Raw genomic sequence first — 15,190 nt, forward strand, 5'->3', positions numbered from 1 at the left:
AGAGAGACGGTCATTCTAGGCCTGCCCCTGGAAACCGTCGAGTTGCGAGCCCGCGTCAAGGTGTTTCGGTAAAACGCTGATGCAAATCACTGGACGCCAATGCTTTTGCGGCGACCCTTGTCGCATTTTCCCCTCTACGCTGTGCGTTGCAGCCTTGAAATGGAGTTCCCCTTGTTTGCCAACCTGCTGATCATCCTCGCCTCGTCCCTGGTGGTCATCGCCCTGTTCAGGCGGCTACGCCTTCCCCCGGTGCTGGGCTACCTCTGCGTCGGGCTGGCGGTCGGACCGACCGCGCTGGACTGGATCAACGACAGTGAAGAACTGCCGGACCTGGCCGAACTCGGGGTGGTGTTCCTGCTGTTCTCGCTGGGGCTGGAATTTTCCCTGTCGAAGATGCTGGAGCTGCGCCGAGTGGTGTTCGGCCTCGGCAGCCTGCAGGTGTTGTGCTCAGCAGCGCTCCTGGCCGCGCTGCTGGCATTGGCCGGTGCCCCGGTAGTCGTCGCACTGTTGCTCGGCGCGGGACTGGCCTTGTCTTCCACCGCCATTGTCAGCAAGGAACTGACCAGCCTCGGGGAAATTTTCAGCAGCCATGGCCAGAACGCCATTGGCGTCCTGCTATTCCAGGATGTTGTCGCAGTGCTGCTGCTGACCCTCGTGCCGGTGTTCGCCGGCAGCAGCGAACACCCGTGGTATTGGGCACTGCCTGTGACCCTGGGCAAGACCCTGGTCCTGTTCGGTGGCCTGCTGCTGGCCAGCCGCTGGGTATTGCCCCGACTGTTTCACGAGGTGGCCGCGTCCCGGTCCGCGGAACTGTTCGTACTGCTGGCCCTGGTGATCGTACTGCTGACGGCGTGGCTGACCCACCTGCTGGGATTGTCACCGGCATTGGGGGCTTTCCTGGCGGGCATGCTGCTTGGGGAAAGTCATTACCGACACCAGATCGAGGCCGATATACGCCCATTCCGCGACATCCTGCTCGGGCTGTTTTTCGTCAGTATCGGCATGCTCATCGACCTGCAACTGTTCATCACCGATGGCCTGCTGATCCTAGGGCTTTGCCTCGGCCTGATGCTGATCAAGGGCTGCGTGGTCGCCGCCCTGGTCAAATGGCGCGGCAGCGATGGTGAAACGGCCTGGCGCAGCGGTCTGGCCCTGGCCCAAGGTGGCGAATTCTGTTTTGCGTTGATGGCATCAATGCAGCAGAACCGCCTCATGCCCGCCGAGATCAGCGGCCTGCTGCTGGCGGCAACGTTCTGCTCGATGCTGTTGACCCCACTGTTACTGCGCGCCGCGCCGCGCATTGCCGCCCGCCTGCATCGCAAGCCCAACGAAGAGGCGCAACTGGATCAGATCAGTGCACTCAATGCCGGCTTGTCGGGGCATGTGGTGATCTGCGGCTACGGGCGCGTCGGCCAGTCAATCGGCCGGTTCCTGCGCCGGGAAAACCAGGCGTTCGTCGCCCTGGACGACGACCCGGTCATTATTCAGGAGGCCACCGTCGGGGAAAAATGCGTGCATTACGGGGATTCGCGACGAGGCGACCTGCTCGCTGCCGTTGGCTTGAGCCGCGCCAGGCTGTTGGTGATCGCGGTGGACAAAACTGACATCGCCATCACCGTACTCAAGGCGGCCAGAGGGGTCAGCACGCAGGTGCCGATCCTGGTGCGCACCCGTGATGACAGCCAACTGGCCGAGTTGCAGGCTGCCGGAGCCACCGAAGTGGTTCCGGAGCTGCTGGAGTCGAGCCTGATGCTGGCTTCCCATGCCCTGATCATGCTCGGGCTGCCCGAACAGCAGGTCCAACATCACGTGGACCAGGTCCGTCACGATCGCTATCGCCTGCTGCACGGCTTTTATCCTGGCAACCAGGACAAGGAGCCTTGATGCGACGGTCAGTCCTGGCTGACCGCGCCGATCTTGTGGATCGACAGGTCGGCACCGTAATACTCCTCTTCCTGGGTCAGGCGCAGGCCCAGCAAGGCCTTGATCACGCCATAGACCGCGAATCCGCCAGCCAGGGCAACGACGACACCCAGCGCCGTGCCGATCAACTGGCTGGCCAGGCTGACCCCACCCAGGCCACCCAACGCATCCTGGCCAAAGATGCCACAGGCGATCCCGCCCCAGACGCCACACAGGCCATGCAGGGGCCAGACGCCGAGCACATCGTCGATCTTCCACTTGCCCTGGGCCGCGGTGAAGCACCAGACAAACAAGGCCCCGGCAATCGCACCGGTCGCCAGCGCGCCCACCGGATGCATCAAGTCGGAACCGGCACAGACCGCGACCAAACCGGCCAATGGGCCGTTGTGCAGGAAGCCCGGGTCATTGCGCCCGACAACCAACGCCGCCACGGTGCCGCCCACCATGGCCATCAAGGAATTGACCGCCACCAGGCCACTCACCCCTGGCAATGTCTGGGCACTCATCACGTTGAAACCGAACCAACCGACAATCAGGATCCACGAACCCAGGGCCAGGAACGGAATGCTCGAGGGCGCGAACGCCACCAGGCGACCGTCCCGGTAGCGACCGTTACGCGGCCCGAGCAACAGCACGGCGGCCAGCGCCAGCCAGCCGCCCATGGCGTGTACCACCACGGAACCGGCAAAATCATGGAAACTGGCACCGAACCGGGCCTGCAACCAGGCCTGCACACCAAAATTGCCGTTCCACACCACGCCTTCGAAGAAGGGATAGACAAACGCCACGATCAGCACCGTGGCGCACAACTGTGGCGCGAAACGCGCACGCTCGGCGATACCGCCAGAAATGATGGCCGGGATCGCGGCGGCAAAGGTCAGCAGGAAGAAAAACTTCACTAGGCTATAGCCATGATCGGTACTAAGGGCCGCCGCCGGTTGCAGGAAGGTCACGCCATAGGACACCCAATAGCCTATAAAGAAATACGCCAAGGTCGAGACAGCGAAATCGCTGAGAATTTTAGACAGTGCGTTGACTTGGTTCTTCAACCGGACCGTTCCCACTTCAAGGAAGGCAAAACCGGCATGCATGGCCAGAACCATGACCGCACCGAGCAGGATGAACAGCGTGTTGGAGCTGTGGACGAGACTGTCCACGGCACTTTGCATATTTTCCATGAGGTTGGCAGACCTGAAAAAGTTGAAAAAAGCACCAAACCGGTTCGCTCGCCCTTGAGGCGCACCAAGTTGAAACGGCTCGTTTGACCCGGCGCAGGTCCATGAACCGCTTTGGTGCAACGAAAAGGGAAAACGCTAGCCCCGCTTCGAGGTGCTTCGCGGGTTTTGATTATTTGGGTTAAGGTTTTGCCGGCTTGCGCCCAGCTTCAGCGCACCGGCACGCGCTCACGCACCAGTACATGGCAGAATCCTGAGCAAAAGTTGTACCAGCCACTTTCACTGAACCTTCCGGCAAGGCTCATACTCGAACGCTTCAGACGTCACTTACGGAGATTCACCGATGGCCAGAACCCAGGCAAAGACTGCTCAAGAAACCCTGATGGAAGATTTCCAGACGCTGGTCAGCGACACGGAAAGGCTGCTGGACCATACCGCGACACTGGCAGGCGATCAGGCCGACGTGCTGCGCAGCCAGATCCACGAAACCCTGCTGCGCGCCCGCGAAACGCTGAAACTGACCGAGGATTCGGTGCGCGAGCGTGGCCAGGCGGCGGTAGTCGCCACAGAGGAGTACGTACAGGCCAACCCTTGGCAATCCGTCGGTATTGCCGCTGGCGTGGGCTTTCTTATCGGTCTGCTGGCGACACGGCGCTGATGATGGGCATCGACGAATCCGGCTCGCCCGAATCGGGCACGCAACCTACAGCGCGACGCCTGGGCGCGGCGTTTCTTGGCTTGCTGCACAGTCATGTCGAGTTGTTCGGCATGGAGCTGCAGGAACAGAAGGCCCGCACCGTCAGCCTGCTGCTGTTCGCCGGCCTTGCGCTGGTGTTCGGTTTGCTGCTGCTGGTCGGGCTCTCGGCACTGGTCCTGATCCTGGTGTGGGACACCTATCGCCTGGCGGGCATCATCGGTTTGTGCCTGTTCTATCTGTTGGCGGCGCTGTTCTGCGGGCTGCGGCTCAAGGCAGCGATCTACGACGAGTCCTCGCCTTTCCATGCCACCCTTGAAGAACTCGCCAATGACCGGGAGCGCCTGCTGCCATGAGCCTGCCAGATATTCCTCAAGCACGGACACGACAGGAAATGCGCAAGGCGCTGGTACGCCTGCGCATGGAGATGCACCGCCAGGAAATTCGCCAGGAAACGCGCCAGTTGTTGCATCCCCTGCAACGGGTGCGCGGCCTGACGCAAAGCTGGCATGAGGGTTTCGGCATCAAGCATGCGCCACTCTGGGGCGTGGCGGCGGTGTCCCTGCTGGGCTTCATCACCGGTAAACGGACCCGCCATGGCGGTGGTGGCGGCGTAACAGGCCTGATCCGCCTGGCAACGACCTTGCTGCCATTGATCAAGCTGGCCAAGACGCTGCGCAAACCCTGAAACCCTGTGGCCAGGCACCTTGCTCCCTGGCCACAAGGTTTGCGTATCCCGTTCTTGTGCAGGGCCATAGCCCTTGCACGGCAACCCACTAACCGGGAAGCTAGGGCACTCGACCTTATCAGACGGAGCACCCGGCCTTGGATTGGCACACCCTGCTGACTCGCGAACGCCTCGGAAAACCGCTGCACAGCCCGCAAGAGCTGGGCCGTAGCCCCTTCCACAAGGACCACGACCGCATCATTTTCTCCGGCGCCTTCCGCCGCCTCGGACGCAAGACGCAGGTGCATCCGGTTTCCAGCAACGATCACATCCACACACGCCTGACCCATTCCCTGGAAGTCAGTTGCGTCGGGCGGTCGCTGGGCATGCGCGTCGGGGAGACTATCCGCAACGCCCTGCCGGACTGGTGCGAACCCAGCGACCTGGGCATGGTGGTGCAATCGGCCTGCCTGGCCCACGACATCGGCAACCCGCCGTTTGGGCATTCCGGGGAAGACGCCATCCGCTACTGGTTCCAGCAGGCCGCCGGACGCGGTTGGCTCGATGCCATGAGCGAAGTCGAGCGCAACGACTTCCTGAACTTCGAAGGCAACGCCCAAGGCTTCCGAGTGCTCACACAGCTTGAATACCATCAATTCGACGGCGGAACACGGCTGACTTACGCCACCCTCGGCACCTACCTGAAGTACCCTTGGACTGCCCGTCACGCTGACTCCCTGGGCTACAAGAAGCACAAGTTCGGTTGCTACCAGAGTGAACTGCCGCTGCTGGAGCAGATCGCCCATAAGCTTGGCCTCCCGCAGATCGAGGACCAACGCTGGGCACGCCATCCGTTGGTGTACCTGATGGAGGCCGCCGACGACATCTGCTATGCGCTGATCGACCTGGAAGACGGCGTAGAGATGGAATTGCTCGAATACTCGCAGGTCGAGTCGCTGCTCCTGGACCTGGTGGGCGACGATCTCCCGGACACCTACCGTCAACTGGGGCCGCTGGACTCACGGCGGCGCAAACTGGCGATACTGCGGGGCAAGGCCATCGAACACCTCACCAATGCCGCTGCCCGGGCGTTCGTCGAACAGCAGGAAGCATTGCTGGCCGGCACGCTGCCAGGTGACCTGGTGGAACACATGCATGGCCCGGCCAAGCGCTGCGTATTGAACGCCAAGGACATGGCCCGCAAGAAGATTTTCCAGGACAAGCGCAAGACCCTGCACGAAATCGGCGCATACACGACGCTGGAAATCCTCCTCAACGGATTTTGCGGAGCCGCGCTCGAACAGCATGGCGGCCGTACGCCGTCCTTCAAGAATCGCCGCATCCTCGACCTCTTGGGCAACAACGCGCCCGACCCCAATGGCCCGCTGCATGGTGCCTTCCTGCGAATGATCGATTTCATCGCCGGGATGACGGACAGCTACGCCAGCGAAATGGCCCAGGAGATGACGGGCCGTACGCGCCAATAAAGATATGGCCGCGCAAGCGAGCTTGTACGCGATGAGCATGGCACTTCTATATCCAGATCAACTGGCCCGCCGCTATCGCGAGCAAGCTCACTGCCACAGGGGAGTGGTGATGGCGGTGGTTCTCGCAGCCATCGGGCCAGGGATTGGGTGGATAAAAAATCTGCGCCTGCGGGCAAACATTGAATAAAGCCTTCTCCCGTCTGTTTGAATAAACAACGCGCTCAAGGAAATATCCTTTCACATAGTTCCAACATTCCTTCTTTTAATTGTCATCCACCTACTAAAAAACCGATAACTTCGTAATATCTTGCCTCTTTTCTTGTAGGAAACTTCTGAAATTGAAGTTGCGCACCTGTCTCTTCGTACGGCCTCGGCTGTAACTGGGCTAAGGTGCGCCCTTTATTAAGCTCGCAGGATATTTATTCATGAACTCCGTTTTCATTGTCGACGATCATCCGGTCATCCGCCTCGCCGTCCGCATGCTGCTGGAGCATGAAGGCTATAAGGTCGTCGGGGAAACTGATAACGGCGTCGACGCGATGCAAATGGTGCGCGAATGCATGCCGGACCTGGTCATTCTTGACATCAGCATCCCCAAACTCGACGGGCTGGAAATTCTCTCGCGCTTCAACGCCATGACCACGCCGCTCAAGACGCTGGTGCTGACTGCGCAGTCGCCCACGCTCTTCGGTATCCGATGCATGCAGTCCGGTGCTTCTGGTTACGTTTGCAAACAGGAAGACCTCAGTGAACTGGTCAGCGCAATCAAGGCCGTGCTGTCCGGCTATAACTATTTTCCCAGCCAGGCATTGAACCCGGTGCGCCAGGATGACCCTCGCAGCCTGGAGTTGGACCTGTTCAAAAGCGTCAATGACCGGGAATTGATGGTGCTGCAATTATTTGCCCAAGGGCGCACTAACAAGGAAATAGCCAAGGGCATGTTCCTGAGTAACAAGACCGTCAGTACCTATAAGAAACGGCTGATGCAAAAACTCAAGGTGAAGTCATTGGTGGATCTGATTGAAATGGCGAAGCGCAACGCGCTGGTGTGAGAAACAGCATGCTCAAGTGCATAATTCAATGTCTGCTAATGCTGGGTGCGGGGTTGTATGCCGCAGTCCTCGCGGCGGCATCGAGTGCGCCGCAACCGTACACATTGCTCGGTCGTTCGCCTGCGGCTCATCTCGGCGTCCAACTGAATGAGGTTCAACGCGCCTGGCTCAAGGATCGCCACGAACTGGTCCTGGGCACCTCCGCACCGGATTACCCGCCGTTCGACCTGTCCACCAGCGGACGCGACTACGAGGGGCTGACCGCCGATTATGCCCACATCATCGCCCAGGCGACCCGCCTGCCCATGAGGGTCCTGCGCTTCGATTCCCGTGAGGCGGCCATCGCTGCGCTCCAGAACGGACAAATCGACATGCTGGGCACCGCCAACGGGTTTGAAGCCGGTCATTCCGGCATCGCCCTATCGGCGCCGTACGCAGTGGACCAGCCGGTCCTTGTCACCCGAACGAATGAAAGCCGATCCTTGACGGAGGATCTCAAGGGCTTGCGCTTGAGCATGGTCTATCACTACCTGCCGCTGCGCGACATTGAAAAGCTGTACCCCGAGGCGCAGATCACCACCTACCCTTCCAACCAGAACGCCATGAACGCCGTCGCCTTCGGCCAGGCCGATGTATTCCTCGGCGATACCCTTTCTACCCACTACATGATCAGCAAGGGCTACCTGGGCAATATCCGCATGGCGAGCTTCGGCAAGCATGAAACCCACGGGTTCGGTTTCGCGGTGCGACGCAACGATCCCGGTTTGCTGGAGATCATCAACGCCACGCTGGAGCAGGTTTCCGTCGCCGAGCAGGCAGCCATCTCCAAGCGCTGGAGCGCCGGCAGCGACCTCTACCTCGACGCCCCGAAAATCCAACTGACCGACCGGGAGCAACGCTGGCTGGCAGCGCACCCTGTGGTTCGGGTAGTGGTGAACGAAACGTCCGCCCCCTTCACTTTCTTCGACCAGGACGGCGATTTGCGCGGGATCAGCGCCGACTTGCTGGAGCTGATCCGACTGCGTACCGGCCTGCGCCTGGACATCCAGCGCCGCCAGAATGACAGCGATATGATTGCCTCGGTCCTCAATGGCCAGGCCGACATGATCGCGGCGCTTTTGCCCAGCAATGAACGGCAAATGCAGTTGAAATTCAGCCGCCCCTACGTCGACAGTTCATTTGTACTGCTGACCCGAAAGCAATCCGATACACCCGCCACGATCGAGCAGTTCGCAAACGCAAGCCTGGCGATCGCCCAGGGCAATCCCGTCATCGAATGGCTACGCCGCCAGCATCCGGGCATCAGGATAATCGAGACGGACGGCCCGTTGCGTGCCGTGGAAATGCTCGCCCAGGGTCAGGTCGACGGCGCAGTGAACTCGCTGGTCATGGCCAATTATTTCCTGTCCTCCCCGGCGCTGCGGGATACGTTGCAAATCAGCAGCACGGTCGGCACCCAACAGGCCATGTTCGCCCTGGCCACCGCCAAACACGCGTCGGAGTTGAGCGCCATTCTCGACAAGGCCCTGACCAGCATCGATCCCGATGAGCTGGGTGTGATCAACAACCGCTGGCGCGGGTACGTCTCGCCCTTCGAACACACTTGGCGCACTTATAATCGTCTGTTTTTCCAGATTGTCGCGGGTGTCGGTCTGTTACTGGCGCTTTCCCTGGCCTGGAATGCCTATATGCAGCGACAGATCAGGCAACGCCAACGGGCAGAGCTGGCGCTCAACGACCAGCTCGAATTCATGCATTCGCTGCTCAATGGCACGCCTTATCCCATTTATGTGAGAGATCGCGACGGCGTCCTGCAAAGCTGCAACGACAGTTACCTGGAAGCATTCGACGCAAACCGTGAAGACGTCATCGGCAGGAGCGTGATGCCCGGTTCCATGAGCAATGCCTTCGAGGCGCAGGAGTACCAGGCGGACTACCAGCGCGTGATGGCCGAAGGCACCGCGCTGATCATGGATCGCCCCCTGCACATCGGGGACCGGAAACTGACGATCTACCACTGGATCCTCCCCTACCGCAACGCTGCCGCACAGGTGCAAGGCATCATCGGCGGGTGGATCGACATCAGCGAGCGACGGCAACTGTTCGAGGAACTGCGAGCGTCGAAGAAGCGTGCCGATGACGCGAATCGGGCCAAAAGCACATTCCTGGCAACCATGAGCCACGAGATCCGCACCCCAATGAACGCAGTGATTGGCATGCTCGAACTGGCCCTGAAGCAGGCCGACAAGGGCCTGGTGGACCGTCCGGCCATAGAAGTCGCATACGAATCGGCCTCCGGCATGCTCGAGCTGATAGGCGACATCCTGGACATCGCCCGTATCGAATCAGGCCATCTGAGCCTGGCGCCCGAGCGGGTCAACCTCAGGGCGCTGCTGCAATCGGTCATACGGGTCTTCGAGGGTGTGGCCCGGCAGAAAAACCTGGAGCTGGCGCTGCAATTCGACGCGGCCCAGGATTGCCCGGACGTGCTGATCGACCCCTTGCGATTCAAGCAGGTGCTGTCGAACCTGATCAGCAACGCTTTGAAATTCACCGAACAGGGCCGGGTGCTGGTCAAGGCGAGGCTGACCGGGGCCGCCCAGGCCGACTGCGTGCACCTGCGCCTGGAAGTCAGCGACAGCGGTATCGGCATCAGCCCGGCTGACCTGCGGCGCCTGTTCGAGCCGTTTGCTCAGGTCGACAACACCGGGCGGATGGCTCGCAAAGGCGCAGGGCTTGGGCTGGTGATCAGTCGCAACCTGTGCCAGATGATGGGCGGCAGTCTGTGCATGAACAGCCAACCCGGCGTCGGGACCCAGGCCCACGTCAGCCTGCAATTGAGCGCGTTGCCGCCGGCACCCGCGTGCGTGCCGGTCGAGCCGGTGCTCGAAACGGCGGTAGACGTCCTCAACGTACTGGTCGTGGATGATCACCCCGCCAACCGCCTGCTGATGTCGCAGCAACTGGAATACCTCGGGCATCGCTACCAGGTTGCCCATGATGGCGCGCACGGGCTCGAGGTCTGGCATGCAGGGGACTTCGACCTGGTCATCGCCGATTGCAACATGCCGATCATGAGCGGTTATGAGCTGGCCAGATCGATCCGTCGCAGTGAATCCGAACAACAACGGCCGCCCTGCACCGTGCTGGGTTTCACCGCCAATGCACAGCCCGAGGAAAAGCAACGCTGCCAGGATGCGGGGATGGACGACTGCCTGTTCAAACCGATCAGCTTGAGCGCGCTGAGCCAATGGATCAAGACGGTCAAAACGGTGTCCCGCCCCAGTGTCTTCAGCGTGCAAAGCCTGCAAGCGCTGACCGGCGGCGACCCGTCATCCGCCCGGCGCCTGCTGGCCGAATTGCTCAACAGCAGCCGCTCGGACCGCCAGGAGTTGCTTGATGTCGCCCGCGACGGGAACCGGCAGGCCCTGACCGAAACAGCGCATAAGATAAAAGGCGTCGCCCGGATCGTGCAGGCGAACACCTTGATCCAACGGTGCGAGGCACTCGAACAGGTCTGCCAGCAAGCACATGCGCCTGGCCTTATCAGTCACATCGAAGCCCTCGACCAAGCCATGGCCGAGCTGGAGCGAGCTTTGCAACGAGCCTTGCAAAGAGACATCGCCAAGGCGCAATGACCCAGCGTTTACTATGCTATCCCCTTAGCAGTGCGTACCTGGGGTGTTCTCAAACGGTTTCCCCTGCGCGCGAAAAGCCCGTCGAGAACGCCCCTGACCCATGGAGAGACTGCAATGCCCAACGCACCGCGACCGCAACCGCGCCGGTTTCCCCTGCATGTGCATATCAGCGTGATGTTTACCCTGCTCCTGTTGCTGACTGGAGTGGTGCTGGGCATTTTCAATTATCAACAAACGACGCAAATCATCCTGTCCAGCAGTGAAAAACTGTTCAATCGCATTGAACAGGAGGTGCGCCTGGACTTGTATGACACCTACGAGCCGATTCGCCACCTGCTGGACCTGCTGGCTGAATACCCGGCGACGCGCGAGTCGCGGATGGAACAACGCCTGGCCCTGCTAGGACCATTCAGCCAGGCGCTGCGGGACAACCCGAACCTGGCGTCGTTGTACCTGGGCGACAGCAATGGCAACTTCCTGATGGTCCGGCCGTTGCGCACCGCCGACTTGAAAGCCGCCCTGAAGGCTCCGGACCAAGCGGCTTATCAGGTCTGGACCGTGGAGCGAGCAAACGACGGAGGCCCGCTACACTCCCAGTCGCTGTTCTATGACGAGAACCTCGCGCTCGTAGGACGCGCCGACATCGCCGACGAAAGCTACGATCCCCGCAGCCGCGGCTGGTTTCGCAGCGCCCTGGACAGCGCCGGCCAGATCACGACCGAGCCCTACGTGTTCTTCTCTACCCGCAACATCGGCACCACCCTCGCCCGGCGCAGTGGCGGGCAGGCGGTCATCGGGGCCGACCTGACCCTGGCGGCCCTGTCCCAGACCCTGGCCAAGCACAAGGTGACTGCAGGTACCGAAATCGTCTTGCTCGACCCCGAAGGCAACGCCGTGGGTTATCCCGACAGCGGCCGGCTGGTCACCGATGCCCGGTCGTCGCGCCTGATCAAGGCCCGCGACCTCAGCCCGGCCATCGACGCCGCCCTGGACGAAAGCCTTGACACTTCACGCCTGGAGGCGGCCGGGCGTCACTGGATCGTTTCACGCAGCCACATGCAGGAAGGTGGGCCGCAGGGCCTGGAATTGGCGTTGCTGGTGCCTGAAGACGAGTTGCTGGACGATGCCTATCGCCTGCGCTGGCAAGGTGCACTCATCACCCTCGCCACGTTGCTGCTATGCCTGCCCCTCGGCTGGCTGACGTCGAGAATCCTGGTCAAGCCGTTACGCGAACTGGTGCAGGAAGCCGACGCCATTCGCAGCTTCGATTTCAATTATCCGGTGTCCCGCCGCTCGCCCGTGCTGGAGGTCGATCAGTTGAGCGTGTCGATGGCCCGCATGAAAGAAACCCTGGCCAGCTTCTTTGAAATCACTGCCAGCCTGCGCGCAGAAACCCGCTTCGCCCCGTTGCTGGAACGGGTGCTGTTCGAGACCGTGAAAATCGGCCAGGCCCAGGCCGGGCTGATCTACCTGCGCGAGAACGACGATAATCGGGTCAAGCCATGTGGCTTGATCATCAATGGGACCCCTCGGGATCTGGCGGTCTTCAAACTGCAAGACCATGAGCTACAGGCGCAAGACACCCCGCAATGGCTCAAGCAATTGGCCGTTTCAGACAACGTGGTGACATCCCTGGGCTTCGAACAGGCGGCCGATCTCCAAGGCGTCCTGCAGGCGCTGGACTCTCCTCGGGTTCACCTGATCGGTATTCGCCTGCGCAATCGCCACCAGGAAACCATTGGCGCATTGGTCTTGCTGATCAGCGACAGCGGCACCGAAGCCGACCTTGAAAAGTTACAGCCGGACCGCATCGCCTTCCTGCAGGCCGTATCCGGCGCCGCCACCGTCAGCATCGAAAGCCAGCGCCTGCAAGCCAGGCAAAAACAGTTGTTGGATGCATTCATCCAGTTGCTGGCCGGCGCAATCGATGCCAAGAGCCCCTACACAGGGGGCCATTGCCAGAGGGTGCCGGTCCTGACATTGATGCTTGCCCAAGCTGCCGCCGCCAGCCAGGCGCCGGCATTCGACGCCTACCGACCGACGGAGGATGAATGGGAGGCCCTGCACATCGCCGCCTGGCTGCATGATTGCGGCAAGGTCACCACCCCGGAATACGTCGTGGACAAAGCCACCAAGCTCGAGACCCTGAACGACAGGATCCACGAAATTCGTACACGCTTCGAAGTGCTCAAGCGCGACGCCTGGGTCGATTATTGGCAGGCCGTGGCAACGGGTGGCGAGTTGTCCTCGCTGGCGCAGCAACGCGACGCGACATTGACCGCTCTCGATGATGATTTCGCCTTTGTCGCCCGTTGCAACCTGGGCTCCGAAGCCATGGCCGACGCCGATCTGCAACGCCTGCAAAGCATCGCCCGACGCTCGTGGACCCGTACCCTCGATGATCGCCTGGGGGTTTCCTGGGAAGAGAACCGGCGCCAGGCACGTACCCCCAAGCCCCCCTTACCGGTAACCGAGCCATTGTTGGCGGACAAGCCTGAGCACCTGTTCGAGCGGCACCCGGCCGAACTGATCCCGGCGGACAATCCGTGGGGCTTCCAGCTCGACGTACCGCAGTGGAAATACAACCGCGGCGAGCTCTACAACCTGAGTATCACGCGGGGCACGCTGACGCGTGAGGAGCGCTACGTCATCAATCATCACATGGTGCAGACGATCCTGATGCTTAGCCAACTGCCCTTTCCGACCCACTTGGGCAATGTGGCGGAAATCGCCGGCGGCCATCACGAAAAAATGGACGGCAGCGGCTATCCCAAGCGGCTCAAACGCGAGCAGATGAGCTTGCCCGCCCGGATGATGGCCATTGCCGACATTTTCGAAGCACTGACAGCGGCCGACCGCCCGTACAAGAAAGCCAAGAAACTCAGCGAGGCCCTGGGCATCATGGCCACCATGTGCCGTGACGCCCACATCGACCCAGAGTTGTTCGGGCTGTTCATCGGCGAAAAAATCTACCTGGGCTACGCCGAGCAGTTTCTCGACCCGCGGCAGATCGACGAAGTCGACCCGGACAGCCTGCTGGTCAAAGCGGGGTTGAAGGCATGATCAGCATTCGGTCAGGCGCAGGAATATCGCGGCCAACGTTTCAATACCGGCCTGGTCATGTTCGCTGAAGCGCGCCAGCTTCGGGCTGTCCAGGTCGAGGACGCCGATCAGTCGTCCGTCCTTGACCAGCGGCACCACCAGCTCGCTGTTCGAGGCACTGTCGCAGGCGATGTGTCCGGCGAAGGCATGGACATCCTCGACACGCTGGGTCTGGCGGGTCGCTGCCGCCGTGCCGCACACGCCACGGCCGAACGCAATCCGCACGCAGGCGATCTGGCCCTGGAACGGCCCCAGGATCAGCTCATCATTGCGATTGAGGTAGAAACCAGCCCAGTTCAGGTCATCCAGCTGGCTGAACAGGAAGGCCGAGAACTGCGCCGCGTTGGCGATGAAGTCACGCTCGTCCGCCAGCAAGGACTCCAACTGTGCCGATAACAAACCGTAGCCGTCGAGGCCAGTGCCGGTGCCTTTCAAATCGATCATGCTTTGTGCTCCAGCAATTTCAGGCCGACCCAATAGCGGGCAAACTGATAAGCGCAACGTCCGTTGCGGTTGCCACGCCCCGTGGCCCAGCGCACTGCCTGCACATCCAGCGCTTCGTCGCGCTGCCAGGCCAGCCCCGCCTTGGCCGCCAACTCGCCGATCCAGTGTTCCACCACGTTGAGGAAATGCTCCTGGGTAAACGGGTAGAACGACAGCCACAGGCCGAACCGATCGGACAAGGCGATCTTGTCCTCCACGGCTTCGCTGGGGTGGAGTTCGCCGTCGACCCGCTTCCAGTTCTCGTTGTCGCTTTCCTTTTCCGGCACCAGGTGACGGCGGTTGGAAGTGGCATACAACAGCACGTTGTCCGGGGCCTGTTCGAGGGAACCGTCCAACACACTTTTAAGCACGCGGTAGTCGCCGTCTCCGGACTCGAACGACAAGTCATCGCAGAACACCACGAAACGCTGGGGCAGTTTCGCAATCTGCTCGACCACCCGCGGCAGGTCGGCGAGGTGATCGCGCTCGATCTCGATCAGGCGCAGGCCATGCTGGGCATGCTCAGCCAACAGGGCACGCACCAGGGACGACTTGCCGGTGCCACGCGAGCCCCAGAGCAGCGCATGGTTGGCCGGCATGCCGTCGAGGAACTGACGGGTATTGCGGCCCAGCTGCTCGACCTGGCGATCCACGCCGATCAGGTCCGACAAGCGCATGTCGAGGCTGACCTGCAAGGGCAACAGGTAGCCGCTGCGCCCGTCACGCTGCCAGCGGGCGGCCAGGGTCTGGGTCCAATCGATGTCAAGCCGGGGCGCCGGCAGCAAAGGCTCGATCCGGGCCAGCACGGCATCGGCGCGCTCAAGAAAAGCATTCAATCGGGAGTCCACGACTTCTCCTCGGGCAGGTTCACAGTAATGATGGCGTTCACACAACGAAACGCCATATCTAATCGTGGGTCTACCCCACACAATACACACCGGTTATCCCGGTATTCAGAGACGATCAGCT

General features: G+C 61.2%; 11 protein-coding genes. 8 read left to right on the plus strand and 3 right to left on the minus strand.

Annotation, left to right across the window (positions count from 1 at the left end):
* Positions 1-171: 171 nt before the first annotated feature.
* Positions 172-1,884, plus strand: coding sequence for a monovalent cation:proton antiporter-2 (CPA2) family protein (locus AD663_RS18460; protein WP_053214312.1), 1,713 nt, complete (start codon positions 172-174; stop codon positions 1,882-1,884).
* 8 nt (positions 1,885-1,892) lie between these two features.
* Here the strand turns inward: AD663_RS18460 and AD663_RS18465 are convergent, their stop codons facing one another.
* Entirely contained in the window at positions 1,893-3,101 is a 1,209-nt protein-coding gene (locus AD663_RS18465; RefSeq protein ID WP_003183698.1) for an ammonium transporter, read from the minus strand.
* Between the two features lie 340 nt (positions 3,102-3,441).
* On the opposite strand from AD663_RS18465, the gene AD663_RS18470 reads away from it, so the two are divergent.
* The 7 genes from AD663_RS18470 to AD663_RS18505 all read left to right on the plus strand — a co-directional run bounded on the left by AD663_RS18470 (position 3,442) and on the right by AD663_RS18505 (position 13,699).
* The gene (locus tag AD663_RS18470) at positions 3,442-3,756 is read left to right on the plus strand and encodes a YqjD family protein (protein WP_003183700.1); all 315 of its coding nucleotides are present in this window, start codon (positions 3,442-3,444) and stop codon (positions 3,754-3,756) included.
* Positions 3,757-3,758: 2 nt separating this feature from the next.
* Complete coding sequence (locus tag AD663_RS18475; RefSeq protein WP_003183703.1) at positions 3,759-4,148, plus strand: phage holin family protein; 390 nt, start codon at positions 3,759-3,761, stop codon at positions 4,146-4,148.
* Positions 4,145-4,480 carry a hypothetical protein gene (locus AD663_RS18480; protein ID WP_003183705.1) on the plus strand — a complete coding sequence of 112 codons (336 nt, stop codon included), beginning with the start codon at positions 4,145-4,147 and terminating at the stop codon, positions 4,478-4,480. Before AD663_RS18475 ends, AD663_RS18480 begins: the two co-directional genes overlap by 4 nt.
* 137 nt (positions 4,481-4,617) lie before the next feature.
* Positions 4,618-5,946 carry a deoxyguanosinetriphosphate triphosphohydrolase gene (locus AD663_RS18485; protein WP_003183707.1) on the plus strand — a complete coding sequence of 443 codons (1,329 nt, stop codon included), beginning with the start codon at positions 4,618-4,620 and terminating at the stop codon, positions 5,944-5,946.
* A gap of 425 nt (positions 5,947-6,371) precedes the next feature.
* The gene (locus AD663_RS18495) at positions 6,372-6,998 is read left to right on the plus strand and encodes a response regulator transcription factor (protein WP_053214313.1); all 627 of its coding nucleotides are present in this window, start codon (positions 6,372-6,374) and stop codon (positions 6,996-6,998) included.
* 8 nt (positions 6,999-7,006) lie between these two features.
* Positions 7,007-10,636 carry a transporter substrate-binding domain-containing protein gene (locus AD663_RS18500; RefSeq protein ID WP_003183711.1) on the plus strand — a complete coding sequence of 1,210 codons (3,630 nt, stop codon included), beginning with the start codon at positions 7,007-7,009 and terminating at the stop codon, positions 10,634-10,636.
* 114 nt (positions 10,637-10,750) lie between these two features.
* Complete coding sequence (locus tag AD663_RS18505; RefSeq protein ID WP_053214314.1) at positions 10,751-13,699, plus strand: HD domain-containing phosphohydrolase; 2,949 nt, start codon at positions 10,751-10,753, stop codon at positions 13,697-13,699.
* Here the strand turns inward: AD663_RS18505 and AD663_RS18510 are convergent, their stop codons facing one another.
* Together AD663_RS18510 and AD663_RS18515 are read right to left on the minus strand one after the other, a co-directional pair.
* Positions 13,700-14,182 carry a GAF domain-containing protein gene (locus AD663_RS18510; protein ID WP_003183714.1) on the minus strand — a complete coding sequence of 161 codons (483 nt, stop codon included), beginning with the start codon at positions 14,180-14,182 and terminating at the stop codon, positions 13,700-13,702. It lies immediately after the preceding gene.
* Complete coding sequence (locus tag AD663_RS18515; protein WP_003183717.1) at positions 14,179-15,069, minus strand: ATP-binding protein; 891 nt, start codon at positions 15,067-15,069, stop codon at positions 14,179-14,181. Before AD663_RS18515 ends, AD663_RS18510 begins: the two co-directional genes overlap by 4 nt.
* Positions 15,070-15,190 lie beyond the last annotated feature (121 nt).

This window comes from Pseudomonas sp. Q12-87 (assembly GCF_001269755.1).
Classification (GTDB): Bacteria; Pseudomonadota; Gammaproteobacteria; order Pseudomonadales; family Pseudomonadaceae; genus Aquipseudomonas; species Aquipseudomonas fluorescens_S.

What these genes read in the sequence shown, in the direction of transcription:
- AD663_RS18465 (WP_003183698.1), bottom strand. Translation starts at nt 3,101, where the DNA reads ATGGAAAATATGCAAAGTGCCGTGGACAGTCTCGTCCACAGCTCCAAC.
- AD663_RS18480 (WP_003183705.1), top strand. Translation starts at nt 4,145, where the DNA reads ATGAGCCTGCCAGATATTCCTCAAGCACGGACACGACAGGAAATGCGC.
- AD663_RS18470 (WP_003183700.1), top strand. Translation starts at nt 3,442, where the DNA reads ATGGCCAGAACCCAGGCAAAGACTGCTCAAGAAACCCTGATGGAAGAT.
- AD663_RS18475 (WP_003183703.1), top strand. Translation starts at nt 3,759, where the DNA reads ATGGGCATCGACGAATCCGGCTCGCCCGAATCGGGCACGCAACCTACA.
- AD663_RS18505 (WP_053214314.1), top strand. Translation starts at nt 10,751, where the DNA reads ATGCCCAACGCACCGCGACCGCAACCGCGCCGGTTTCCCCTGCATGTG.
- AD663_RS18500 (WP_003183711.1), top strand. Translation starts at nt 7,007, where the DNA reads ATGCTCAAGTGCATAATTCAATGTCTGCTAATGCTGGGTGCGGGGTTG.
- AD663_RS18510 (WP_003183714.1), bottom strand. Translation starts at nt 14,182, where the DNA reads ATGATCGATTTGAAAGGCACCGGCACTGGCCTCGACGGCTACGGTTTG.
- AD663_RS18495 (WP_053214313.1), top strand. Translation starts at nt 6,372, where the DNA reads ATGAACTCCGTTTTCATTGTCGACGATCATCCGGTCATCCGCCTCGCC.